The sequence below is a fragment of the Streptomyces africanus genome (genome assembly GCF_030816955.1).
Lineage (GTDB): Bacteria > Actinomycetota > Actinomycetes > Streptomycetales > Streptomycetaceae > Streptomyces > Streptomyces africanus.
In genome coordinates, this window is sequence record NZ_JAUSYP010000001.1 from 5644482 (window position 1) to 5668464 (window position 23983).

Consider the following 23983-nt stretch of genomic DNA (forward strand, 5'->3'; position numbering starts at 1 on the left):
CCGATGCCTATGGTGTCGCACCACATCAGGGCAGCGACCTAAGGGGCGTCAGGCATGCGTGAGACAGGTGGGCCGCCGTGGAGCGGTGGAGCCCCCGGGGCCGCTGAACGAGGGAGGTTCTTCGCGCTCACGCGCGCCTGGGCAGCCGGACTCATCGTGCTGTTCATCAGCGAGTACGTACAGGTCACCTACTACTACGAGACGTTCGCCGACATCGAGCGCCTGGAGTCGTTCGGCGGTCGACTGCTGCTCGTCCACCTGCCCAACGCCGTGTGCGTCGCGCTGGCCGCCTGGATCGCGGGGCGGCTGCACCGGGAACCGTTCCGCGACTCGCTTCCGCGGCATCTCGCCGCGGTCTTCGCGGTCCCACTGTTCGCGGAGGTCGTCACCATCGTCATGCACTGGGGCCGGGCCTCCCTGGAGGGCTTCCTGATGTCCTGCGTCGTCGTGGTGGTCGGCGCTGTTACGGGTTACGCCGTGGACCGGCTGCAGGAGGGGGAGCGATGAGGACACGACGGGCACGGAGAGCCGTCGCGCGGTGGTCCCACCGTATGAGGATCCGTTCGGGGGCCGAGGCCGACCGGGGTGCCACTGCTGTGGAGTACCTCGGCGCGGTTGTCGTCGTGGTGGCGCTCGTACTGGCGCTCGTCGCCGCGGGCCTGCCCGGTTTCGTCTCCGACCGGTTCCGCTGCACGTTCGCCTCGGTCCTGGGTGGCGGCGGCAACTGCTCCTCCGGTAATGGGCCGACGGACAAGCCGCTGAGCGACGCCGACTACGAGCCGCTGTTGTGCGCGATATCCACCGTCACGGACAAGGCGGGGAGCAAGGCCAAACTGGGCTTCCTCAAATGGGGTACCGAATACGGCTTCCAGGATCAGGTCCACCAGGCCAAGTACGACGTCAACGGCGACGGCCAGGTCGACGACAGTGACCAGCTCATCTACATCACCTTCACCGACTCCGCGTCAATCGGCGCCACCGGCGGTTTCGGCGGGAAGATCGGCAAGCTCGGCAAGGGCTCGGTCGACCTCGGCGGCGGCATCAAGGTGAACAACGGCGACACCTGGGTCTTCAAGAGCAAGGAGGAGGCCGAGTCGTTCCGCGAGGACCTGGAGAAGCTGAAGATGTACGAGATGCGCCGCACCTCGCCCGGCGGCGCCGAGGCCAGCATGGGTGACGGCATCCTCGCGCTCTTCGGCAAGGGCCCGCTCGTGGAGGAGGACAAGCTCCGCAACCGGATCGAGGACAAGCTCAAGGACCGCCACATCAGCTACGGCTCCATCGGCGCCTACGGCAACGTGGACGGCGGGCTGTCCGTCAACGCCGGCGACGACCGGGTTGTCTCCGCCGGGATCAACGGCAACGCCCAGATCAGCGGTGACGTGGTCTTCACCAAGGACGACTACCGAGGCACCAAGTCCTACACCTACACGGTGAAGGGCGAGGGCGAGTGGGGCAGCAACGCGAGTGCCGGAGGCTTCCAGAAAGGCGACCACGCGCAGGCCAACCGCAGCGCGACCATCACGGTCACTCGTGACCAGAAGACCGGGGAACTGGTCCGGATCGACTTCACCCAGACCACGGAGACCGGCGCCACCGGTACTTCCGACAAGGGGGGCACCCATAACGGCAAGGACGGCAAGGACGGCAAGAGTGGTAATGCCGCCAGTAAGGATAATTCGGGCGCCAGTCAGATTGAGATCTACACCAACACACTGGCCTTCCCCAAGGGCGAGGAAGGGAACGCCGACCGGGCCGTCGCCCAGAAGTGGCTGGACGGCAACGGTAACGGCAGCGCGGTGTTCTCGTACATGCTGAACAACCACGCGCCCACCACCCGCCCGGGCGCCGAGGACCCCTTCGGCCGGCTGCTCTTCGACCAGGGCAAGTCCAGCAAGACGACATACGATGGCCTGGCCGATGCGCACGAGTACGGATTCGAGCTGAACCTGGGCCTGTCAATCGGTGCCTCCGTCACCATGGAGAACAAGTCCGAAACGCTTAACAACGCGGAGTTCCTGGGGGCACCCCGGAATGGGAAGCGTGATTACGTGCCGTACAGCTACTGCGCGCAATAGGGGTGGGTGCACAACAGGCACACGGCAGTCGACGGAAGAGCCGATCGAGAAGAGCGAGGCAAACAGGGATGGACTGGAAGTCGAAGCGTGGCCTTCGGGCGGCGGTGGGGGCCGGAGTCACCGCTCTGCTCCTCACCGGCTGCGGCGGTGGCGACGCCACGGCGGACGCCGCTCCAGCAGGCTGGGGCACTCTGACCACCGAGCGGCTCTCCGTCGCCTACCCCAAGGGTTTCAAGGAAGTCCCCGCAGAGAAGGGCAGCCCGTACGAAGTGGCCCGGGCGACCCTCACCGAGGACGGCGTCATGACGGCGTCCATGACCGTGGAGTTCGATTTCGGTACGGGGATGAACACCGCCGACATGGCGGCTGTCGGAGCGGAAAGCCGGGTCCAGCTGGGTGCCACTCCGGTGAAGACCACGGAGATCGACGTGGCCGGGCCCGACGGGCCGGAGGAGGCCAGGAAGATCACCTACACCTTCACCTCCAAGGGCAAGAAGGGCACTCCTCCCAAGGGCACCGAGCTGGCGGGTGTGATGCTGACGGGCGTGGACACGCGCCAGCGCCCGTACCTCATCACGGTGAACTCCAAAGAGGGCACCCTGTCCAGAGGAGACGTCTCGGGCATCATCGACAGCATCGCGTTGAAGGACACGAAGAAGTAGGGGCCCAGCGTGACGGTGATGGAAGTCGCCTTCTTGATCACGGGTCTGGTGTGCGCGGTGGTCTGTGTTCTGTGCGTCCGCCGAGTGCTGATCGTGATCCGTCTGGTGCTGCGGGGGCAGCGCACCGAGGGCTGGTGCGCCACACGCCAGATGTTCGCGGTCAACGCCAACGACAGCCACTACCCTCAGTTCACCTTTGCCTTCCGCACTGCGGATGGCAAGACCGTCGAATTCAGGGACCGGCCGGGCGCCTTCGGCTACGAGCAGGGAGCGCCGGTTCGTGTCTGCTACGACCCGGCACGTCCGCGCAAGCGGGCCACCATCGCGGGCCCCGACACCTGGGGACCGGTGTACGTGAGACTCTTGATCGGCCTGCCGCTGGGCCTGATGTCCTATGTGGCCCTGAGAACTCTGGCGAGCCACTGGGGCTTCATCTGAGGTCCCACCCCCTGCCGCTGTGGTCGGCCGTACCACAAGCTGGGTGAGTTCGACGAGATGGCCTGCCGCGAAGCAGCCTTCGGCTACCCGGACCGGCACGGCTGAGGACAGGCTGTTCGGACAGTGGAGCATCCGGTTATTTCGAGCGGATTCTCTTGGTCGACTGCCAGTTCTATCGGGGCTCCGCTTCTCACGTCCGGCGAAACCGCAGCTTACGGCCCCTGGGCAATCCCACCCACCACAGACTGAACGGCCTTGGTGCCAGACCCGTCGCGGTACTGCTCTGGCTGGCAGCTCCTGGGGAGGCCTGGCGTACTGGCTGCTGGTCTGGGACGGCAGACGGTGGTTCGCGGTATCTGACGGCGGCCTGTTGGTCGGCATGGCCGGGATGGACACAATCGCCAGCGACTGGCACGCCACCGAAGGGCTCACTCTGCGCAAGACCTGGAATCCGCTGCGGATCACGCTGTTTGGGGCACCATCAAGCTTCCCGGGAAGGGCCGTGGGCATGAGGAGGATGTCTCCGTCCCCGTCACGGGAGGACTGTCAATGCATCCTCGACGAGGTAGACGCGGGCATCGGCGCGTGACGACAGCGACTCGAGGGAATACTGCCTGCCGAACACCGGAACCGAGGCACGCACGCCGGAGCACAGCACACGGGGGAACACCATGGCCGCGACGACAGCACGCGGACTGCGCAGAAGCGGAGTTGTACTCGCCGCACTGTTTGCCCTGACGGCGGCGGCCGGCTGCGGCAGCGCCTCGGACGAGCCCGCGAAGGCGTCGCCGTCCTCACCCGGTGAGCGGCCGTCAAAGGCCGATCCCCCGAAGCGTCCCGAGCCCACGCCCAAGCCCTCGGTGTCGGCTGCGGACGGCCGGGACATCACCGCCTGCGCGGACGGCAACTGCGAAATCGTGGTCTCCGAGCCGGTGAAAATCCCCTTCAAGGGTCCGCGCGGCCCGGCCACCCTGTCCGTCACCGAGGTCGGCCCGAACGCCATCGCGTACACGGTGAAGTCGGGCAACGGCCAGTCCAAGGGCAGCGCGAGTGGCCCGGGGCAGGGCTGTATCACCGTCCTCCGCAGCAACGGCAGCGGAAACTCGTGCGGTGGCCTCGGAGCCGCCGGGCGGCCGAGTCCCCAGCCGGACGCGGTGGTGATCCAGGCGGCGGGCGGGGAGGACGGAACGGCCGTCCTCCAACTCGTGTCGGACCGATGACCGTACGCCTTCCGCACTTCATGCTGAAGGCCCTGCTGGTCTGGGCCGCCCGGCGGCCGAACGAACGCGTGTTCGGGTTGTACTCCCTCCTCCGCCGGGCTGCCGTGGGCCGCGGGAAGCGTGCCCAGTTGCGAGGGATCCTGGAGTGGTCGGCCCGGCAGGAGAGCAGACAGAAACCTGGCCGGCTCTCTTCGGCTACCACCTCGCCGCCACCTACGGCTCCGAGCAGGTGGATCTGCGGCTGACGGCGACCGAGGGGACCCACCGTGTCCTGCGGGAAGTCGGCGACCTCCTGTACTGGCGGGTCGGCGACCGTCTGGTCGCGGCGAGCGTCGGTCATGAGGACAAAGAGGAGCCGGTCGTGCTGTTCGCCGGGGTGACCGGTTCCGATGAGGGGTTCCCTGACTAGGAGCGAAGCACGGCTGCCTGAAACCCCTGTTCGGAATGTGGGTCCGGTCCAAGAAGCATCAGGCATAAGTGAGACAGGTGGGCCGTCATGGAGTGATGCGGCCCCCGGGAACGCTGAGCGCGGTGGTTCTTCGCGCTCCCCGCCCCCGACGGGGCATTTCATGGCGCCGTTGCTCCCATCGCCGGATAGCTTTGGTTCGCTGAAGACAAGCCTCGTCTCTTACCGGGAGCCGACCGTGAACCGCCGCCCCACCCTCCTCGCAGCGCTCACGCTGACCGCCGCTGCGGCCCTGACGCTGTCCGCGTGCGGGAGCGATGACAGCTCCAAGGGCAAGGACAACGACAGGATCGCTGGAGCCGACCCGGGAAGCGAAACCTCAGCGTCCCCGACCGCCGCCGAACGCCCGAAGATCGACCTCCCGTCCGACCTTTCCTACACCTTCGACTGGCCCGAGACCGGGGACAAGGAGAAGGACGCGATCCTTTCGGACAGCGAGCAGTCCATCAAGGCTGTGGACTTGGCGATCGTCAACCAGGACGCGCTCGACAAGCCGTACCTCTACTACTACGAGGACGAAGCCGCCGCCATCACGCAGAAGTTCATTCAGAACTACGTCGATCACGAGGCCGCCGTCACGGGCGCCTACCGCTTCTACGCCCCTCAAGTGGCCGTCGACAAGGACGGAACGGCGTCGCTCAGTTACTGCGAGGACCAGGGCAAGGCATACGTGAAGTACCTCAAGACCGACAAGGTCAAGAGGACGAAGGTCACTGCCAAGAGCTACGTCATCTACCACACGTCGCTCAAGAAGAACGACAAAGGTGTCTGGGTGATCCAGAAGATCGTTTCGCAGAGCGGGAGTCCCAAGTGCCAGCCGTGATGCGTCCCCCGGAGGCGCACCGGCGGTAGTCCAGATCGACGGGTTCGTCGACCGGAAGGACAACTCGGGCCCGAGCAAGGGCGAGATCGGAAAGATGGATGCGGCCGCCGCACTGACGACATCGCCGACCTGGCTCGCCGCAAGAACGCCAACGGTGACGCCGCCACGGCGCTGGAGGGCAAGGTCACGAACGCTCCCGACGCCAACAAACTGGCGGAAGCGCGGGAGGGCAACGCCGTGCGACGCGCCGCCGCCGACGCGGCACCAGGTACCCAGGTGGACGCCGATGTAGGTGGCAAGAAAAAGTATGCCGGCTCGGCCACGCGCAAGGCGGACTTCTGCCACCAGGTCGAGCGGCTCAGGAAATGGTCGGGCAAGGAGCCCGGCCGCAAGGCCAACCGTGGAGATCGAGACGACGGATCGCTGGACGTCGATCTTCAGCGAGTTCAAGCCGGCCCGGAACGGCAAGCCTGCGAAGGACACGCGGACGGCAGCCGGCGAGATGGCGAAGAACGACGTGAATGTGAACGTGGCGGGCCAAGGCTTGTCCGCCGGCCAGCTCGGCAGGATGCAGCGTGCCATCGACGAACGGACGGCGAACGGCACGATGGACTGGTCGAAGATGAAGGACCCCGAAAGCGCCAAGGCGTACCTGGGCATCGACTGAGTGGACGACGGAGACGAGACGGCGGCGGGACGGCAGAGTTGAGCGAGCCGGATACGGAACCGAGTGCCGAGGAGAGGTGGGACCCGCAGATGGCGCGGTGGCGCCAGCCGGAGGGCGACTACGTCCTGCCCCACGCGCTGCGGTCCCTGCCACAGCCCTGGGACGAGTGCCACTGGAGACGGATCGCCGAACTGCCCCGCACCGACGAGCGACTGGCGGAAGCCGGGCGGGTGGTGACCGTACTCCTGGACGACCCGGAACTGACTCCGCAGGTACCTCAGCCGCCGTCGCCCGGCCTGTTGTGGCATGTGTGGGAGGAGTTCCACCAGGCCGTCGGGAAGAGCATGCCCCGCACGAGCGACGTGACATGGTCGGGTGTGGACGAGTTGGTCCGCGCGTGGCAGAGCCGACGGCAGCTCTATCCGCTGCAGCGGCACGTCGTGCGGCACGTCGAAGCGGTGATGCTGGCCATGATCCCGTCGTTGCGGGACGACATCGCCGACTCGGTCTTCCGCTGGCTGGCTCTCGATCCTGCCCCGGGCCGCTTCGCCGACTGGGCAGTGGGCCTGGCCGAGCGTTGCGTGGCCGAAGACATCGGTGCCGACTCGGCCATCGAACTGCTGGGCGCGATGGGTGGCCCAGAGGCCAGGGCGGCACTGGAGCGCCTGTCGGTGAAGCCGGACGGTCCGGCGAGTTGGGAGAACGCGGAGGCGGCGCAGGGCATGCTCCTCGACCGGTGGAGCGACGGGATCCGCTGATGATCTATGACGTCCTCTTGGTCGGGCCGCCGGTTTCGTCCATGTCGCTCGCCGAGGCCCTGGCGGGGCAGTGAAGACAGAACGGGCCGACGTCGATGTGGCCGACCGGGACGGCGACCAGAGTCGACGCGACTGGACCGCACCTGTCCTGTGCGGCTACATCACGCTGCGCGGCGACCTGTCGTTGGAACTCGACATCTACGTGGAGGACGCCCTGGTCGACGAGGCACCGGCTGAGCCGGAACTCGCTCGGCGCCTGGCCCTGGCGTTGGGCGTTCCCGTTCTCTACCCGGCCGAGGAGGACCTTGCGTCGGCTTACTGGCTGGCAACCTCGTCAGGAGAGTCTGTCCGCGCGCGGCTGTACGCGTCGGACGACGAACCTCCCGTGTACACGATCGACGCGCTCGATCCGCGGTCGCCCAACTTCCTCACATTCGTGTCAGTGAACTGCCGGAGATCGCCCGCAGAAAGGCTGACAGGTAGTGGCGCCGTCGAGCCTCGTCATGGCCTCGATCCGGACCGGCGAGACCTTTGTTACGTGATGACCTCGACGAACACACCCTCCCGTACTCCCCACGCCGCCATCGCCCCTGCCTCCGCCTCCACCACATGCCGGGCACGCAGCCGCGGCATCCCCAACCGTCCAGGCCGCATGGTGCACACGTCGATGACGCGAAGGTGACGGTCGAGATAGGCGACATCGATCGGCATACGCATCCGAAAGGTGTGCACGCTGCTGGCGGGGGAGAGCAGGATCGCCCCGTCGACGGAGTCCCGCCCCAACAGCCCCTTCGTCCGGGCGCGATAGGAGGTGGCGATCTCCAAAGGAACAGTGACAGACGGCCCGTCACCACCCCCGTGCACGACCAACTCCCCGCGTCCGTCCCCCCAGCGCCGCCCCATACGGGCCACCTCCGACCGCGCCATCTGTCACCTACAACGGGCTGTACGAACCCGAACGTATCCGCAGAGGCCTAGGCCCCACATGGGCCCACGGGCCCATGCCCTTTGCTGGTTCGTGACTGAAACGCCTGCCATGGTCGTCACCCCTGACGGACGGATTGGCGCGTTATGCAACTGTTACTGCTGAAACTGCTCGACGAATCGCCGATTCCTCCCCATACACCTCGCCAGTTGACAACCTTCACCCTGGTGCGGCTCTACGCCGCTGTATAGCTTTGGTTCGCTCAAGAGAAGCCTCGCCTCTTACCGGGAGCCGACCGTGAACCGCCGCCCCACCCTCCTCGCAGCGCTCACGCTGACCGCCGCTGCGGCCCTGACGCTGTCCGCGTGCGGGAGCGATGACAGCTCCAAGGGCAAGGACAACGACAAGATCGCGGGAGCCGATGCCGGTGCCGGCAAGGCATCGCCCAGCGAATCGGCCCCGCAGGCCGCCGGTCGCCCGAAGATCAAGCTGCCGTCCGACCTGACCATGACCTTCGAAGGCGGCAAGACGGGTGACGCCGTCAAGGACGCCGTACTCGCCGACAACGCCGAACGCATGCGCTCGGTCAACGCGGCGATTGCGGGAACGGATCCCAAGGCGGAGGCGCTGAACTTCTACAACACCGGCAGGGCGTTGGAGGCAGCCGCGATCTGGGTGGACAAGTTCAAGAAGGCCAACCTCGGCATCACGGGCACCATCCGGTACTACGACCGGACTGTGACCCTCGACGGCAGCAAGGCCGCCTCGGTCGTGTTCTGCGCCGACGAGAGCAAGGGGTACGCCAAGGACCTCAAGACGAACAAGCCCAAGGTCACCACCCCCTCCGATGAGGACTTCATCCTTTACAACACGCGGCTGGAGAAGAACAGCGACGGGGTCTGGCAGACCGCCCGGATCGTTTCGACGGCAGGAGCGAAGCAGTGCCTGAAGTGAAGCGGAGAGCGCTCGGAGGCCTCGCCCTGGCTGTGGCCCTTGTGGGTCTGGGCACACCGAGCGCCTGGGCCAAAGTCACTCCCGACGGCACCACCGAAAGCGATACGAGCACGTCGAAGCCCTCGGGGTCTGTGAAGGGTGACACGCTCGCGTCGTCGGCCAGCGGCGTGATCGTCTTCGATCGTTCAAAAAACGGCTCGGGTGAGTCCGCCGGGGGTGTTACCTCCACGAGTTCGTGGACCCCGCCCCCCTGCTACTACGCTCCGAAGTACACGCCTGAGCAACTCCAGAAAACCATGGAGCCCGTCTGGGAGTCCGAGTCGACGGGGTACCAGTGGGACGCGCAGCAGCGTGACCGCTATGTCAACGGACATCCGTACAAGGACTTCAACAAGGACAAGACGGGCGAAGGTTACTGGTGGGACTCCTACGTCCCCGAGAGCCAGGTCGGTGCCCCGGGCTCACTCGACTGCACCAAGCCGATTTTCTGGGTGGACAACGGCGACCCGCCGCCTGCGAACATCCCGGAGGCCATCACGCCCGAGATGCTCGCCCAGCTGGCGTACGCCGAGATCCGGGTCCCTTCGACCACGGTCGAACTCGCACCCCAGCAAACCACGAAGGTGAACCTGCCGACCTGGGCCTGGCTGGATGCGGCGAAGTTCAAGCCGGTGTCGGTGACGGCCAGCGTCCCGTTGCTGGACATCCAGGCGACGACCACCGCTGAACCGGTCTCTCTGAAGATAGAGCCGGGCACGGCTGACGCCGTCACCTATCCCGCCTCGGGCGAGTGCCGGATCAACGCGGATGGCTCGATCGGTGAACGGTACGCAAAGGGCAAGGCTGACCAGACTCCACCGTGTGGAGTGAAATATTTGCGCTCATCCGGTGACGGCTCGTACAAACTCAGGGCAACCGTCACCTGGAAGATTCACTGGACAGGGACCGGTGTCCAGGGACAACAACGTCTGCCCGACGGGACGTTCGGCGCTGACCAGGACGTCGTTGTCCAGGAGATCCAGTCCGTCAACCGCTGACGGCCTTCAGACCCCAGGCCGGGCGATCACTCTCCTCAGGAGGCGGTCGCCCGCCGCCTTGCTTCGCAGGTGACACGGGTAAAGTCACTGGCTCATAGACGCGGTGCCGAATGGGGAGAAGGTAGCGGTACATGGCTGACCGGCTGGCTGTGGACGGCGGCGAACTAGCGCATTTCATGAAGCTTTTGAAGAAATCGAGCGATTCGTTGAAGGGTCTTCGCAAGGCCCTGAGTGACGCCACCGTCACCGGTCTGGGCACGGATGATCTGGATTCGGCATGCGAGGACTTCCAGGAGGACTGGAAGTACGGTACTGAGGAGATCGGCAAGCAGACTGAGGACCTTGCCAAGATCATCGGACAGAGCAAGGACAGCTACGAAGAAGTTGACAAGGCGTTGGAAGAGGCTTTGAAGAAGGCCAGGAGTGGTAAGGCGGGGGGCAAGAAGTGACGGCCACGCCTGGAATCGAACAGTCGCCCTACGTCAACTCGCCCGCTGCCCGAAATGGTGACCTGCCGCAGGGCCTCAAGTCCTCTCCGTCGATTCCCAACCCCAACTATCCCCATCTGGGCTTCAACCCCACACCTGGTGACACCGACACCGTCCGCGACCTGGGTAAGAAACTCACCAACTGCGCCAAGGTCCTGGAAGAGACGCATGGGCTCGTCACCAAACTCATGGACGGCAGCTACTGGAGGGGCGATGCGGCCGTCGCCTTCCGCGAGCAGCTGGAGGACGGACCTCTCCCGCTCAACTTGAAGAACGCCGCGCACTCAGTACGCAAGGCCGCTCGGCAGCTCGACCGCTGGGAGAGCGAACTCGAGGATTTCCAGCGCCGGGCGAAGAAACTCGAACGTGAGGCCAAGGACGCGCAGGACGCCGTAGACGCGGCAAAGGGGCATGCCGAAAAGGTGAAGAACGCCCCCGACCTCGAAGAAAAGGGCAGTCGCCACGACAAGGCAGAGAAGAACCTGAGCAGTGCGAACACCGCCGTAGAAGAAGCCCAGGCAGAGCTCGACAAAATCATCGGCAAGGCGAAGAAGCTCGCCGAGGAACACGAGGCCAAGGCCCGGTACCGTGCCGACAAGATTCGCGATGCCACGAAGAAACTCGCGCCGCATGAGCCGGGGGCGCTTGAGAAATTCGGCGAGTGGTTCTCCGAAAACCTGCCCGACATCCTGAGCGCCACCGCGGGCGTCATCGGCTTGGTGGCCCTTTTCGTGGCCACGGGAGGTATGGCCGCAGCCGTCCTGCTGCTGGCGGCAGCCGCATTGAGCGCCGCTGCGCTCACCGCGCGACTGTCCGACCCTACCGTGCGCGCCTCGCTCAAAGATGGCTTCACCAAAGGTGAGTTGGACTCCGACTTCTGGGGGAACGTCGTCAGTCTTGGTGGTGACGTGCTGGGAGCCGTCCCGGGTGTGAGCGCCGTCGGCATGGGTGTCCGTGGAACGATGCGCGCCCTGCAAGCCAGTGAGGAAGCGGTCAGCCTCGGGAAGGTGCTGACAACGCTGGGAAGCAAGACCGTCGGTGAAGCCAAGGCCATCTCCGACCTCGGTAATCCGGCCCTGAACCTGGTGGTGCGCGGGGCTCGTGACTCCGCCCGTGCCGGAGAGGTCGTGGAGATCAGTTCGGCCTCCCTCGGCGTCCTGACCGCCGGGTACGGTCTGGCGTCCAGCGCGATCGACTCACTGGAAAATGACGGAGTGAAGGACACCGGTACCGGCATTGACGGCGCACGGAGCATCCTGGATGGCGGCGCCCTGATCGATCTCGCCCAGTACGTGTTCTGACCCGGAGGATAAGAGAGCTCATATGAACCCCACGGACGCTTCCGTTGCTTGGGAGCACCCGCCGACCCGGCGTGCCTGGTCGAAGCAGCTGGCTGCGAATGCGCTCGCTCTCTTTGGTTGGGTCGCCCTGTGGGTCGCCTTGCTGGCGATCTTGGTGGTGTTTCTCTCCCCCGGGTACACGATCTTCTTCGTGCCGTTCTTGCTGTACAGCTTCTACCGCGCGTTCCTCCAGCTCTTCGTCCTTCCTGCCGTCTTTCGGATGAGGCGCGTCCTGCGGGAATACCCGTGGCGTCTGTACAGCGACGCCCCGCACGGCCTTGCCGACCGGTCCGACGTCGTCGGTAGGCAGAACGGGTGGTTCGAGTTCCCGAACCCCGCCCGCCCACATGAGCTGCTGCCCATGGTGTTTCCCCGGCACTGGGGAGTGGGCTGGTGGAATCGCCGGATGGCCCCTCGCGCGAAGCCTGAACTGAAGGCCCAGATCGGCGTGGTGTGGCTCGCGGGAGACCCTCGCTTCATCGGCGTGATCGCCGCGCCGACCTCCGACGAGTCGACGCCCCGCCGCTTCCGCTTCCTGAGCCAGCAGACGGGATCGGACGGAGGCCGCCGATCTGTCGCGGACTGGGGAGCCACCGCCGAGGACATCGAACGTGGTCGCCGCGCCGGCGTCCGTTCGGCCCGGCCCTGACCCTTCACCAGGCCAACCCTCCGGAAATGCCACCACATGACATCTCACGTCGTCATCGCTGATTCCGTGCACGACCCCAGCTCGGGTATCTGGTTCGCCGTGCCCGGCGGCTTCACTGAGCTGCCGCTCGACGTTCTCCTCGCCCCGCCCGCTTCTGCCGAGGCGGACCGGCTCAGAGAAGCGCTCGCTCCGCTTGTCGAAGCCATGCCGGACGGTGTCACCCGTCAGCAGTTCATCGCCCAGTTGGCATCGGGTCAGCAACTCCTCCGTGCATTGCGTGAGGTGGGCACGGTCCATTGCTCCCTGGGCGTGCACCGCGACGACGTGGAGGGCGGCAGTGGCGGAATCCTCCATTCCATCTTCACGGTGTCCTGGCGAGACATCGCCTGGTCGCCACGATCGGTGAGCGCGGCACGGGCAGTGGCCACAGCTGAGCAGCACTCCCACATCGAGTACTTGGACCTGCCCAGTGGTCCCGCGTCCATGGGCGAGACGGTGCGCACGCCGACTTCCGAATCCGGCCTTCCGCCGACCCCATTGCTCCAGATCTCCGCCTACCTCCCGCACCCGGACTGCAAGCGCATGGCGGTCCTGATGATGAGCACGCCGGAGATCGGGCGGCGCGAGCAGTACCGCGAGATCCTGCGGCAGATCGCGGAACTCACGAGTTTCGATTCGCCGTTGATCGATGTGTAGGTGACGTGAAATGCCTTGTCCGTCTCCTCCTGGCCCGGGTAGGGAGAGCAGAATGGAGAGGCGGGACTCGGCGGTGTCTTTCGCCCCCAACTCACTTCCGAACGACTCCGTTCTGCGAGAACCAGAGCACTTGTTGCCAATGGAACATGGCGAGGCGTGAAATGGATACCGTGCATCACCCCACCGGTTCGGCTTCTGCCTGGGGCGATTCCGCCACTCAGAGTGCTTGGAAGAAGCTGTTCACCTTCGCCGTTGTCGGCCAGATTCTCTGGCCTGCGGTATGTATCGGTGCTTTCGTTTTCATGATTCTGGTGGGGCGATGGACGATGTGGGTCATGCTGCCCGTCGTCGCGTATGCCCTTTATCGCTCATTTCTGCAGCGCCAGTACATCGTTGCGGCTGTGCAGGCACGCCGCATCCTGAAGGTGTATCCCTGGCAGACGCACAAGACCCCGGAGAGCGGGATCGGGCAGATTCCCGGAGCGAAGCTCGGCGACGTTTGGCTGGCGTTCCCCAACCCGGACCGGCCTGACGATGGTGTTCACATCATCCTTCACGGTCATGCGCGGTCCGCATGGTGGCGTCGTCGTCTCGGGCGGGGCTATGAGACCGAGAAGACCGCTCAGGTGGCCGACATCTGGTTCGCGGGTGACCCACGATTCGCCGGAGTCATCGCGGTACCCGGTCCCAAACGCCTGTTCGTGCTTTACCAGCTCGCCGGGCTGAACGCCCGTACCGACGGGGAGCGGAGCGCTTCTCCCGAAGCGCTGGAGCGGGCCCGCCGTGCCGGAGTCCGTCTGACCGCCTGACGCCGGCGTCCACCGGACCATCTCCTCAGCTCATGCAGGCGTTGTTCGTCGCCTTTCGGACTGGGTATGAAGGGCTCCATGACCACACTCGGCGCCGTCTTCCGACCCCAACTCGCCCCCGAGCGCCTGCGATCGGTCTGCGAAGTGGCAGACAGTGCAGGCCTCGAAGAGCTCTGGCTCTGGGAGGACTGTTTTCGGGAGGGTGGTATCTCCACCGCCGCCGCTGCCCTCGCCTGGACCGAGCGGGTGCGGATCGGGGTCGGGCTGCTGCCCGTGCCGTTGCGGAACGTTGCCATCACCGCCATGGAGGTGGCCTCGCTGCACCGGATGTTTCCGGGGCGGGCCATCGTCGGTGTGGGGCATGGCGTGCAGGACTGGATGGGGCAGGTGGGGGCGCGGGTCGAGTCGCCGGTGACCTTGTTGCGGGAGCATCTCGTCGCGCTGCGCGCTCTGCTGGGCGGGGAGCGGGTGACCACCGACGGGCGGTACGTCAGGCTCGACGACGTGGCCCTCGACTGGCCGCCCGAGGGTGGCGGGGGCGGCGTGCTGGCCGGGGCCACCGGGCCGCGTTCGCTGCGGCTGACCGGAGAGGCCGCCGACGGGACGATTCTCACCGCCTCCACCAATCCGGAGGGCGTGCGCAAGGCGCGGCAGCTCATCGGGGAGGGGCGGGAGACGGCCGGTCGCGGGGCCGGGCCGCACCCGGTCGTCGTGTATCTGCTCACCGCCACCGGGGCCGACGCGGCCGACCGGCTGCGTGCCGAGCTGGCCGACGAGGGGCTCGCATCCGTTCCGGACCTCGGTGTCGCCGGGGACGCCGGAGCCGTCGCCGAGGCCGTCGAGCGGCTGGCTGAGGCCGGGGCGGACACGGTGGTCCTCCAGCCCACCGGCGACGAACCGGACCCCGAGGGTTTCGTACGGTTCGCCGCGGAGGAAGTACGGCCGCTCGTTCCGTAGGTCCCTGGGGTTCCCAGGCCCGGGGTGCGGCTTGCGCGGCGTCGTTGTCAGTGGCCGGTGCCACACTCGTCGGCATGACTACCGAAGACGTGCGGCTGCGTGATGTCGTGGAAGACGATCTCGAAGCGTTCTGCGCCTACGAGCAGGATCCCGAGGCAGCCCTGCGGTCGAGGTTCACGCCCCGGCCGCGGGAGGCCTTCATGGCGCACTGGAAGCAGCGGGTCCTCGGGGACGACTCCAACTTCGTGCAGACCGTGACCGTGGACGGTGACGTCGCAGGCAACGTCGTCGCCTGGTGGGAGGAGGACCGCCGCTTCCTCGGGTACTGGCTCGGGCGCGCGTACTGGGGACGCGGCATCGGCAGCAAAGCCCTGGAGCTCTTCCTGGAGCGGGAGCAGAACCGGCCCCTGTACGCCGATCCCTTCAGCGGTAACACCGCTTCCGTGCGTCTCCTCGAGAAGCACGGCTTCCGCCCCGCCGGCACCGTCCAGTACGGCGACGACGAGCATGTCCTGCTCGTTCTGACGTGACAGTGCACCGCACCTTCGAAGACCTCGTCGCCGAAGGAGCCTCCGTCCCCACCGAAGGCTGGGACTTCTCCTGGTTCGAGGGGCGGGCCACCGAGGCCCGGCCCTCCTGGGGGTACGCGATGTCGGCGGCCGCGCGGCTGGGGCGGGCGAGTGCCGTGCTCGACATCCAGACCGGCGGCGGGGAAGTGCTGGACTTCGCTCTCGCGCAGGCCCCGGAGCGGCCCCTGCTCGCCGTCGCCACCGAGGGCTGGCCGCCGAACGTGGCCAAGGCGACCGCCCTGCTCCGTCCGCGCGGAGTCGTGGTCGTCGCCGCGCCCGAGGACGCCCCGTTGCCCTTCGCCGACGGTGCCTTCGACCTGGTCGTGAGCCGGCATCCCGTCCGTCCGCACTGGGACGAGATCGCCCGCGTCCTCCAGCCCGGAGGGACGTACTTCGCCCAGCACGTGGGGCCGGCCAGCGTCTTCGAGCTCGTCGAGCATTTCCTCGGGCCCCAGCCGGACGAGGTGCTCTCCGGTCGGCACCCCGAGCGCGAGCGGGCCGACGCCGAGGCCGCGGGGCTCGACGTCGTCGATCTGCGGGCGGAGCGGCTCCGCATGGAGTTCCACGACATCGGCGCGGTCGTGCACTTCCTGCGGAAGGTGGTGTGGATGGTGCCCGGCTTCACCGTCGAGGCGTACGAGCCGCAGCTCCGTGCGTTGCATCGGCGGATCCAGGACGAAGGGCCCTTCGTGGCCCACAGCACCCGACACCTCTTCGACGCCTGCAAGCCGGGAACCCACCAGCTCTGATCAGGCCCGCACCACAAGCCCGCTCACGCGTGCGGGCCCACCCTCACCTCCCCGACCACCAACTCCGCCTTCGCCTCCAGCACCTCGCCCACCCGCCCCACCTGCTCACCCAGCTCCCGTTCCTGTCGTGCCGTCAGCCGGGCGAGAGGCTCGACGGTGACGGTCGTACGACGGCCCTGGCGCCGCTGGTGCCAGACGCCCGCCACCACACCGTCGACCAGCAGCACGGGATGGTTGCCCGCCTGGCCGCCCCGCCAGGGCACGCTCGTAGGCCGCACCGGGGAACAGCCGCTCGCGGGGCTGCGCGGCGATGACGTACGCGTCGAAGTACGGCAGCAGCCGGACGCCCCGCGCGGGCCCGTCCGGGAAGTCGGTGTCACCCGCGGCCACCCACGCCCGCGTGCCCTCGAAGTCGACCTCCTCGATGCCGCCCGCGGCGGCCAGCTCCCGGAACACGGTGCCGGCCCAGCCGGCCGGCGCCGCCAGCCACTTCGCGAAGTGCTGCGGGGTCGCCGGCCCGTACGCGTACAGGTACCGGCGGACGAACGTCCCCAACGCCCCGTCCGGGCCGCCGACCGTGCCCCCGCCCATCCCCCCGGCCGGGGCCGCTCCCGCGATCGGCGGGCGCGTGAACGTCGCCTTCCGGCCGCGGTTCGGGCCGAAGCACAGCGTGCCCGCCCAGCCCGCCCGGTGCAGCACCTGCCGCCAGCGCGGCCACAGGTCCTGGAAGGCCGGCATCACGCGGTCGCCGGCCCACGGGCCCGTCCGCGCGACGATCTCCTCGGTCAGTTCGTCGAGTGTCAGGCACGTGCCGTCGAGCGCTTCCCCGATCGCCGCCACGACCTGGGCGGCCTGTTCCTCGGTGAGCCGTACGTCGGCCCGGTGAGGGCCCGGCCCGGTCGGGATCGCCGTCAACGCGGCCGACCAGAGCGGAAGTTCCCGCGCCGGGAGGAGATGGACCGTTCCGCGCGGACCGTACGTCTTGACCAGTGACCGTTCGTCCCAGAGAGCCGTCCGTACGCCCGCCCGGGTCAGCCCGGACGTCCGCACGCCCACCGACACCTCCGCCGCGGACAGCACCTGCGCGTGCGCCCCCATCATCGCCCCGACCACCTCGGCGACCGGCGTCCCGCCCCCGGCCGGCCCGGCCAGGAACTGGCGCTCGGCCCGCCGTGCGCTCGCCGCGTCCCACGTGATCCTCGAGATCGTCGTCATGGCACGACGCTAGACCCGAAAGAGGACAGAAACTGACCTAGTTAGCGGAGTCACCCGTCCGCGGCTCGCCTCCGCGCCACGGTTCGCGTAGGTTCAGACCAAGGTAATTCGCGTGAGCAAACCATGCTGCGCGGGCGGTGCCGCGCAGTGGAGGGGGCTGCGCGGCGCCAGGGCCTCGGGGTGAGGTGTCGCGGGGGTCAAGCGGGTGTTGGTGGCTGACGTCACCCGTTGGGGGGATACGGGGAGAAGTCGGCCAGCGGGCCCCAAGTGCGGCAAATCCGCTGGAGCCGGCCTCAGGGCGCACGATTCCCCTGCGTATGGGCCGCGCGGGGGACGTACAGGGGCTGTGTTTCGGCCAGCAGCGAGCCGTGAGCGAGAGGTTCCGCGGACATCACCGCGTCGCCGGGCGGCTCCGGAGAGTAGTTGTGGCACGCCGATGCACGCAGCATCACTTACAAAGGGTTATGGTGGAAACCCCCCCTCGGGCCGGTCCGTATCCCCCCCACGGACCGGCCCGTTTTTTTGTGCGCCGGAGCCGCCCGGAACACCGGCCGGAATTCTCCGTTCCGCACCCGCGGGCGGCCGACGGCGGCAGCGGGGGTAGGCTTCGCCTCCGGGGACTGCCACACGGGCGGGGACCGCCCGCGGCCACGACCGGGCCGCATGCCGCGGCCCGTCCGATCCGTACGGAGGGGCTGACGATCACGTGAACCTGCGCGACAAGCTGCGCAGCCTGCTGGTCAGGCTGTACGCACGCCGGGTGGAAGGCCACCTGGACCACGCTCAGGTGCCCAAGCACATCGGCGTCATCATGGACGGCAACCGGCGCTGGGCGAAGGCCGCCGGTTCCAGCACCGTCCACGGTCACCGGGCCGGTGCCGAGAAGATCGAGGAGTTCCTCGGCTGGTGCAGCGAGACGGACGTCGAGGTCGTCACCCTCTGGCTGCTGTCCACGGACAACTTCGACCGGCCGCAGGAGGAGCTCGTCCCCCTGCTCGGCATCATCGAGGACGTCGTGCGCACCCTGGCGGCCGACGGCCGCTGGCGCGTGCACCACGTGGGCACGCCGGATCTGCTGCCCTCCGGGATGCAGACGGTGCTGAAGGAGGCCGAGGAGACCACCGCGCACGTCGACGGGATAGTGGTCAACGTCGCCATCGGCTATGGCGGCCGCCAGGAGATCGCCGACGCCGTGCGCTCCATGCTGCTCGACGCGCAGGACCGGGGCACCTCGATGGAGGAGCTCGCCGAGGCCGTCGACATCGACATGATCGGACGTCACCTCTACACGAGCGACCAGCCCGATCCCGACCTGGTGATCCGCACCAGCGGCGAGCAGCGCCTGTCCGGATTCATGCTCTGGCAGACCGCGCACTCCGAGTACTACTTCTGCGACGTGTTCTGGCCGGCCTTCCGCAAGGTCGACTTCCTGCGCGCCCTGCGCGACTACGCCGCCCGCCACCGGCGCTACGGCGGCTGAACCGCGTGACGCCGCCCGCCACCGGCGGCCAGGGCGGCTGAACCGCGTGACGCCGCCCGCCACCGCCCGCCGCGACCGCTGGACCGCGCTCCGGCGTACGCCGCCGGGCGCGAGACTTCGCGGGACCCCGCGGGCCTCCCGGTACCGCGGTCACCGCACGTCGTAACCCTCCCCGGTACCCCTCCGAAGGGGGCCGTAACGCGGAATTCACCGGCCTGCCGTCATATGCCGTGGCATGGCGACGCCCGTTCGAGGGCATAAGCCAGTCAGGTCGACGCCCGAACCCCGGGTGTCGGATCTCAGCGGACGGCACGGGGCCGTCCGCCCGGGAGGCCCTTTGCACCAGCCCGATCGTGCGGTCACAGCACGGACGAAGAGGCGGAGGGCCGGTTCTCGGCCCGCGCAGGGCGGCCGACGACCGGTCCAGCTCCACTCCGTCGCTCCCCGACCTCATCCGAGGGGGTACGTCCTTCCGTGGTGACCAGCACAAAGCGCCACAAGCCCGACCGGCGCACCTATGTTCTCGACACCAGCGTCCTGCTGGCCGACCCGAACGCCCTGAGCCGCTTCGACGAGCACGAGGTCGTGCTGCCCATCGTCGTGGTGACGGAACTGGAGGCCAAGCGGAACCATCCCGAACTCGGCTACTTCGCCCGGCAGGCCCTGCGTCTGCTCGACGACTACCGAGTGCGGTACGGCCGCCTCGATGCCCCCATCCCCACCGGGGACCTCGGCGGAACGGTCCGTGTCGAGCTCAATCACTCGGACCCCAGCGTGCTGCCCAGCGGCTACCGCCTGGGGGACAACGACTCCCGCATCCTCGCGGTCGCCCGCAACCTCCAGGCCGAGGGGTTCGACGTCACCGTCGTGTCCAAGGACCTCCCGCTCAGGATCAAGGCGTCTTCCGTCGGGCTCCTCGCCGAGGAGTACCGCGCGGAACTCGCCATCACGGACTCCTCCGGCTGGACCGGAATGTCCGAACTGACCCTGACCGGCGAGCAGGTGGACATCCTCTTCGAGGAGGGACACCTCCATGTCCCCGAGGCCGCCGACCTGCCGGTGCACACGGGCCTGATGATCCAGTCGGAGCGCGGCAAGGCGCTCGGGCGGGTCACGGCCGAGGGCAACGTCCGTGTCGTACGCGGGGATCGTGAGGCGTTCGGCATCAAGGGCCGCAGCGCCGAGCAGCGGATCGCGCTGGACCTGTTGCTCGATCAGGACGTCGGGATCGTGTCGATGGGCGGCCGGGCCGGCACCGGCAAGTCGGCGCTGGCGCTGTGCGCCGGTCTGGAGGCGGTGCTGGAGCGCCGGCAGCACCAGAAGGTGATGGTCTTCCGTCCGCTGTACGCGGTGGGCGGGCAGGAGCTCGGCTATCTGCCCGGCTCCGAGGCGGAGAAGATGAGCCCCTGGGCGCAGGCGGTGTTCGACACGCTGTCGGCGGTCACCAGCCGGGAGGTCATCGAGGAGGTCACCGCCCGCGGGATGCTGGAGGTGCTGCCGCTCACCCACATCCGCGGCCGCTCGCTGCACGACGCGTTCGTGATCGTCGACGAGGCACAGTCGCTGGAACGGAACGTACTTCTTACCGTTCTGTCCCGTATCGGAGCCAATTCACGCGTGGTTCTCACCCATGACGTGGCCCAGCGGGACAATCTGCGGGTCGGCCGGTACGACGGAGTCGTCGCCGTCGTCGAGAAGCTGAAGGGTCATCCGCTGTTCGCGCACGTGACCCTGACCCGGTCCGAGAGGTCGCAGATCGCCGCGCTTGTGACCGAAATGCTCGAAGACGGACACATCTGACCGTCCTGCCCCAAACGGGGGCGGTTACGCAGTAGTTGGCGCCGTCCGGAAAGGCGAAGAGCCTAGCCGGGCGGCGTCTTCGTGTGTGGCCTTTTCTGTGAATCTCCCGCGTCAAACGGGCTGTGAGCTTTCACACGCAACTCGGAATTGCCTTGCCCCGTCCTGTTGCGGCAGAGTCTCACTCCTGTCAGGCCCCGCATACGACACACCTGTACCCCCAGCGGTACGGCACCACTCAAAGCACAGCGTCAACTGCATAGCGATGTCGTATGCCGCCCGAGCACCACGCGGCACTCCCGTGAGGGAGTTGCCCACCGGGCCCGCGCCTCCCGTGACCCCGCAGTTGGGGAGGCCAGTGCCAGGGGCACGATTGCGTCCGCGAGGGTCACCGAAGCGGGCGATGCTGGAAGGAAACCCGTGTGAGCCGGATCTCGGTCCGGGGATTCGCAGTGGCCTCGGCCACGGCGGTCACCGCTGTCGGAAGCGTCGTCGGCGTTGCCTCGGGCAGCACCGCGCAGAACAACGACGCCGAAGCGACGGCAAGCGGCACCACGCTGCTCGCGGACATCCCCGCGGGCCAGCAGGCCCAGGTGCAGACCGCGTCGCTGACGCAGCAGGCCGACGCACAGGCCATCGCCGCCGACGCGAGCGCGAAGAAGGACGCCGAGGAGGCCGCCCGCAAGGCTGCCGCCGAGACGGCCATCGCCAAGAAGAAGGAAGCCGCCGAGAAGGCCGCCGCGGCCGAGAAGGCCGCCAAGGAGCGCGCGGAGGCCAAGGAGGCCGCCAGCCGCTCCAAGGACATCTCCGACTTCCCCGTCGCGACCTCCTACTCCATCGCGCAGATCCAGGCGATGGCGCGGCAGTTGGTGCCGGCGGGTCAGTTCCAGTGCTTCAGCAACATCGTGGACCACGAGTCCGACTGGAACTACAAGGCGGTCAACCCTTCCTCCGGGGCCTACGGCATGTTCCAGGCGCTGCCCGGTTCCAAGATGTCGTCCGTCGGTGCCGACTGGCGGACCAACCCGGCCACCCAGATCAAGTGGGGCCTGAACTACATGAACGACCGCTACGGCAGCCCGTGTGACGCCTGGTCGTTCTGGCAGGCCAACAACTGGTACTGAGCCCGCGGCCCTGAGCCGCAGCCATCCGCAGCGCGAGCCCCTCACCGTCGTACGGGTGAGGGGCTCGCGGCATGTACGGTCTTGACGGACGACTCTCCAGGGGGGAGTGGTGCGGAGAGACGGGGGAAAAGGACGGATCATGTCGCGAGTGCCAGGGTGGCTCGGCCGGCTCGGTGCCGGACTGACCGAGATGAGCGAGCGGTGGAACGAACGCCGCGCCGAGGCCGAACGGGAGCGGGACGAGACCGAGTCCGGGACAACGTCCGACGACCACGTGCCGCCGCCCCCGGACTACGCGCCCGACGTACCCGCCCGGCCCGATCCCGCGCTGGCCGTGCCGTGGGGGGTGCGGGTCGCGGCGGAGGCCGGCTGGCGGCTGCTCGTCCTCGCGGGCACGCTGTGGGTGCTGACGCGCATCATCAGCGCCGTCCAGCTGGTGGTGCTGGCGTTCGTGAGCGCACTGCTCATCACCGCGATCCTCCAGCCGACCGTGGCGCGGCTGCGGCGGCTCGGGGTACCGCGCGGTCCGGCCACGGCGCTGACCGCGATCCTCGGGTTCGTCGTCATGGGACTCATCGGCTGGTTCGTGACCTGGCAGGTCATGGAGAACATCGACGACCTCTCCAGCCAGATCCAGGACGGCATCGACGAGTTGCGGAACTGGCTGCTGAACAGCCCCTTCCACGTCACGGACAAGCAGATCAACGAGATCGCCAAGAACCTGCGGGAGGCGGTCGGCGCGAACACCGACCAGATCACCTCGGCGGGGCTGGAGGGCGTGACGGTCGTCGTCGAGTCGCTGACGGGGATTCTGCTGGCGGTCTTCTCGACGCTGTTCCTGCTCTACGACGGCAAGCGGATCTGGGAGTGGACGCTGAAGCTGGTGCCGGCGGCGGCGCGGCCGGGGGTGGCCGGGGCCGGGCCGGCGGCGTGGCGGACGCTGACGGCGTACGTGCGGGGCACGGTGATCGTCGCGATGATCGACGCGATCTTCATCGGGCTGGGGATCTACTTCCTCGACGTGCCGATGGCCGTGCCGCTGGCGGTGTTCATCTTCCTGTTCGCGTTCATCCCGCTGGTGGGTGCGGTGGTGTCCGGGGCGCTGGCGGTGGTCGTGGCCCTGGTCACCCAGGGGGTGTTCACGGCTGTCATGACGCTGGTGGTGGTGCTGGCGGTGCAGCAGATCGAGGGCCACATCCTGCAGCCGTTCATTCTGGGGCGGGCGGTGCGGGTGCATCCGCTGGCCGTGGTGCTGTCCGTGGCGTGCGGGGGGATGGTCGCCGGGATCGGGGGCGCGGTGGTGGCCGTGCCGTTGGTCGCCGTGACGAACACGGTCGCGGGGTATCTGCGGGCGTACTCCAGGAAGTCGGCGTTGCGGCATCCGGTCCGCCCGCGGGGTGCGACGGCGATGAGCGCGGAGCCCGAACGCGAGGCGCCGTCGGAGTAGCCCGAACCTGACGAGAAGCCTGCCTGGCAAGGCAACAGGGCCCCTGCCCACCGGTCAGATGGGCAGGGGCCCTGCAATGCGGGGCGTACGGCCGGGGATTACTCGGCCAGAACCGCCTCGGCGTCCAGCGTCACGCCGACCGCCTGGATCACGGACGCGATCTTGAACGCCTCCTGGATGACCTCGCGGTCGAGGCCGGCCTTGCGCAGGACCTGCTCGTGGGAGTCCAGGCACATACCGCAGCCGTTGATGGCGGAGACCGCGAAGGACCACAGCTCGAAGTCGACCTTGTCGACGCCCGGGTTGCCGATGACGTTCATCCGCAGGCCCGCGCGCAGGTTGCCGTACTCGTGGTCCGACAGCAGGTGCCGCGTGCGGTAGAAGACGTTGTTCATCGCCATCACCGCGGCGGCGGCCTTGGCGGCCGTGTAGGCCTCGGCCGACAGGTTGGCCTTCGCCTCCGGCTCCAGCTCGCGCAGCACGATCGGGGAGCGCGAGGCGATCGCGGTCGCGAGGACCGTGCCCCACAGCTGCTGGGCCGGCAGGTCCGAGTTGCCGATGACCGAGCCCAGGTTGAGCTTCAGGTCCTTGGCGTAGTCCGGTATGGCGGACTTGAGTGCGTCGAGGGACATGTC

26 protein-coding genes and 1 pseudogene are annotated in these 23983 nt (G+C 67.8%); 23 read left to right on the plus strand and 4 right to left on the minus strand.

From position 1 onward, the window contains the following. Positions 1 to 54: 54 nt before the first annotated feature. The 9 genes from QF034_RS26315 (at position 55) to QF034_RS26355 (ending at position 7112) form a co-directional block, all read left to right on the plus strand. Positions 55 to 507 carry a hypothetical protein gene (locus tag QF034_RS26315; RefSeq protein WP_307177263.1) on the plus strand — a complete coding sequence of 151 codons (453 nt, stop codon included), beginning with the start codon at positions 55 to 57 and terminating at the stop codon, positions 505 to 507. 44 nt (positions 508 to 551) lie between these two features. Continuing rightward, entirely contained in the window at positions 552 to 2078 is a 1527-nt protein-coding gene (locus tag QF034_RS26320; protein ID WP_307177264.1) for a hypothetical protein, read from the plus strand. Between the two features lie 68 nt (positions 2079 to 2146). After that, positions 2147 to 2740, plus strand: a complete 594-nt coding sequence (locus tag QF034_RS26325) for a hypothetical protein (protein ID WP_307177265.1) — start codon at positions 2147 to 2149, stop codon at positions 2738 to 2740. Between the two features lie 9 nt (positions 2741 to 2749). Next, positions 2750 to 3178: a DUF3592 domain-containing protein gene (locus QF034_RS26330; RefSeq protein WP_442480576.1), complete on the plus strand. Its 429-nt coding sequence runs from the start codon at positions 2750 to 2752 to the stop codon at positions 3176 to 3178. 671 nt (positions 3179 to 3849) lie between these two features. Next, positions 3850 to 4398, plus strand: coding sequence for a hypothetical protein (locus QF034_RS26335; RefSeq protein WP_307177266.1), 549 nt, complete (start codon positions 3850 to 3852; stop codon positions 4396 to 4398). 145 nt (positions 4399 to 4543) lie between these two features. Then, a complete protein-coding gene (locus QF034_RS26340; protein WP_307177267.1) occupies positions 4544 to 4807 on the plus strand; it encodes a hypothetical protein in 264 nt (87 codons plus the stop codon). 235 nt (positions 4808 to 5042) lie between these two features. Next, the gene (locus tag QF034_RS26345; protein ID WP_307179978.1) at positions 5043 to 5687 is read left to right on the plus strand and encodes a hypothetical protein; all 645 of its coding nucleotides are present in this window, start codon (positions 5043 to 5045) and stop codon (positions 5685 to 5687) included. Between the two features lie 400 nt (positions 5688 to 6087). Continuing rightward, complete coding sequence (locus QF034_RS26350; RefSeq protein WP_307177268.1) at positions 6088 to 6354, plus strand: hypothetical protein; 267 nt, start codon at positions 6088 to 6090, stop codon at positions 6352 to 6354. Between the two features lie 38 nt (positions 6355 to 6392). Beyond that, entirely contained in the window at positions 6393 to 7112 is a 720-nt protein-coding gene (locus tag QF034_RS26355; RefSeq protein ID WP_307177269.1) for a hypothetical protein, read from the plus strand. Between the two features lie 534 nt (positions 7113 to 7646). Here QF034_RS26355 and QF034_RS26360 read toward each other — a convergent pair. After that, a complete protein-coding gene (locus tag QF034_RS26360) occupies positions 7647 to 8015 on the minus strand; it encodes a DUF192 domain-containing protein (RefSeq protein WP_307177270.1) in 369 nt (122 codons plus the stop codon). Positions 8016 to 8334: 319 nt separating this feature from the next. Here QF034_RS26360 and QF034_RS26365 point away from each other — a divergent pair, with 319 nt between their 5' ends. From QF034_RS26365 to QF034_RS26410, 10 genes are all read left to right on the plus strand, one after another. After that, positions 8335 to 8991 (plus strand): hypothetical protein, encoded by a 657-nt coding sequence (locus QF034_RS26365; RefSeq protein WP_307177271.1) that lies wholly within the window; start codon positions 8335 to 8337, stop codon positions 8989 to 8991. Then, entirely contained in the window at positions 8979 to 10028 is a 1050-nt protein-coding gene (locus QF034_RS26370; RefSeq protein ID WP_307177272.1) for a hypothetical protein, read from the plus strand. Before QF034_RS26365 ends, QF034_RS26370 begins: the two co-directional genes overlap by 13 nt. Positions 10029 to 10159: 131 nt before the next feature. After that, the gene (locus QF034_RS26375; RefSeq protein ID WP_307177273.1) at positions 10160 to 10477 is read left to right on the plus strand and encodes a DUF6317 family protein; all 318 of its coding nucleotides are present in this window, start codon (positions 10160 to 10162) and stop codon (positions 10475 to 10477) included. After that, the gene (locus tag QF034_RS26380; protein ID WP_307177274.1) at positions 10474 to 11817 is read left to right on the plus strand and encodes a putative T7SS-secreted protein; all 1344 of its coding nucleotides are present in this window, start codon (positions 10474 to 10476) and stop codon (positions 11815 to 11817) included. The genes QF034_RS26375 and QF034_RS26380 overlap by 4 nt, the downstream gene beginning before the upstream one ends. Before the next feature lie 22 nt (positions 11818 to 11839). Beyond that, positions 11840 to 12505 (plus strand): hypothetical protein, encoded by a 666-nt coding sequence (locus QF034_RS26385; RefSeq protein ID WP_307177275.1) that lies wholly within the window; start codon positions 11840 to 11842, stop codon positions 12503 to 12505. 36 nt (positions 12506 to 12541) lie between these two features. Then, positions 12542 to 13201: a hypothetical protein gene (locus QF034_RS26390; RefSeq protein ID WP_307177276.1), complete on the plus strand. Its 660-nt coding sequence runs from the start codon at positions 12542 to 12544 to the stop codon at positions 13199 to 13201. Positions 13202 to 13371: 170 nt separating this feature from the next. After that, entirely contained in the window at positions 13372 to 14010 is a 639-nt protein-coding gene (locus tag QF034_RS26395) for a hypothetical protein (protein ID WP_307177277.1), read from the plus strand. Positions 14011 to 14088: 78 nt separating this feature from the next. Beyond that, entirely contained in the window at positions 14089 to 14967 is an 879-nt protein-coding gene (locus QF034_RS26400; RefSeq protein WP_307177278.1) for an LLM class flavin-dependent oxidoreductase, read from the plus strand. A gap of 74 nt (positions 14968 to 15041) precedes the next feature. Continuing rightward, complete coding sequence (locus QF034_RS26405; RefSeq protein ID WP_307177279.1) at positions 15042 to 15497, plus strand: GNAT family N-acetyltransferase; 456 nt, start codon at positions 15042 to 15044, stop codon at positions 15495 to 15497. After that, on the plus strand, positions 15494 to 16285 hold the full coding sequence (locus tag QF034_RS26410) for a class I SAM-dependent methyltransferase (protein WP_307177280.1): 792 nt from the start codon (positions 15494 to 15496) through the stop codon (positions 16283 to 16285). Before QF034_RS26405 ends, QF034_RS26410 begins: the two co-directional genes overlap by 4 nt. A 23-nt stretch (positions 16286 to 16308) precedes the next feature. Here QF034_RS26410 and QF034_RS41805 read toward each other — a convergent pair. Then, a pseudogene (locus QF034_RS41805) lies at positions 16309 to 16464 on the minus strand (winged helix DNA-binding domain-containing protein); the annotation flags it as partial. Beyond that, positions 16391 to 17500 carry a DNA glycosylase AlkZ-like family protein gene (locus QF034_RS26415; protein WP_503167805.1) on the minus strand — a complete coding sequence of 370 codons (1110 nt, stop codon included), beginning with the start codon at positions 17498 to 17500 and terminating at the stop codon, positions 16391 to 16393. The pseudogene QF034_RS41805 and the gene QF034_RS26415, both read right to left, overlap by 74 nt. Before the next feature lie 706 nt (positions 17501 to 18206). Between QF034_RS26415 and QF034_RS26420 the strand changes: the two genes are divergently transcribed. The 4 genes from QF034_RS26420 to QF034_RS26435 all read left to right on the plus strand — a co-directional run bounded on the left by QF034_RS26420 (position 18207) and on the right by QF034_RS26435 (position 23348). Then, complete coding sequence (locus tag QF034_RS26420) at positions 18207 to 18980, plus strand: isoprenyl transferase (RefSeq protein WP_307177281.1); 774 nt, start codon at positions 18207 to 18209, stop codon at positions 18978 to 18980. A 474-nt stretch (positions 18981 to 19454) separates the two neighbouring features. Continuing rightward, the gene (gene phoH2, locus QF034_RS26425; protein ID WP_307177282.1) at positions 19455 to 20780 is read left to right on the plus strand and encodes an RNA 5'-3' helicase PhoH2; all 1326 of its coding nucleotides are present in this window, start codon (positions 19455 to 19457) and stop codon (positions 20778 to 20780) included. A 419-nt stretch (positions 20781 to 21199) separates the two neighbouring features. Next, complete coding sequence (locus QF034_RS26430) at positions 21200 to 21901, plus strand: aggregation-promoting factor C-terminal-like domain-containing protein (RefSeq protein ID WP_306964115.1); 702 nt, start codon at positions 21200 to 21202, stop codon at positions 21899 to 21901. Between the two features lie 139 nt (positions 21902 to 22040). After that, positions 22041 to 23348, plus strand: a complete 1308-nt coding sequence (locus QF034_RS26435; RefSeq protein WP_307177283.1) for an AI-2E family transporter — start codon at positions 22041 to 22043, stop codon at positions 23346 to 23348. A gap of 98 nt (positions 23349 to 23446) precedes the next feature. Here QF034_RS26435 and QF034_RS26440 read toward each other — a convergent pair whose 3' ends face one another. After that, positions 23447 to 23980, minus strand: a complete 534-nt coding sequence (locus tag QF034_RS26440) for an alkyl hydroperoxide reductase (protein WP_307177284.1) — start codon at positions 23978 to 23980, stop codon at positions 23447 to 23449. Between the last annotated feature and the right edge of the window lie 3 nt (positions 23981 to 23983).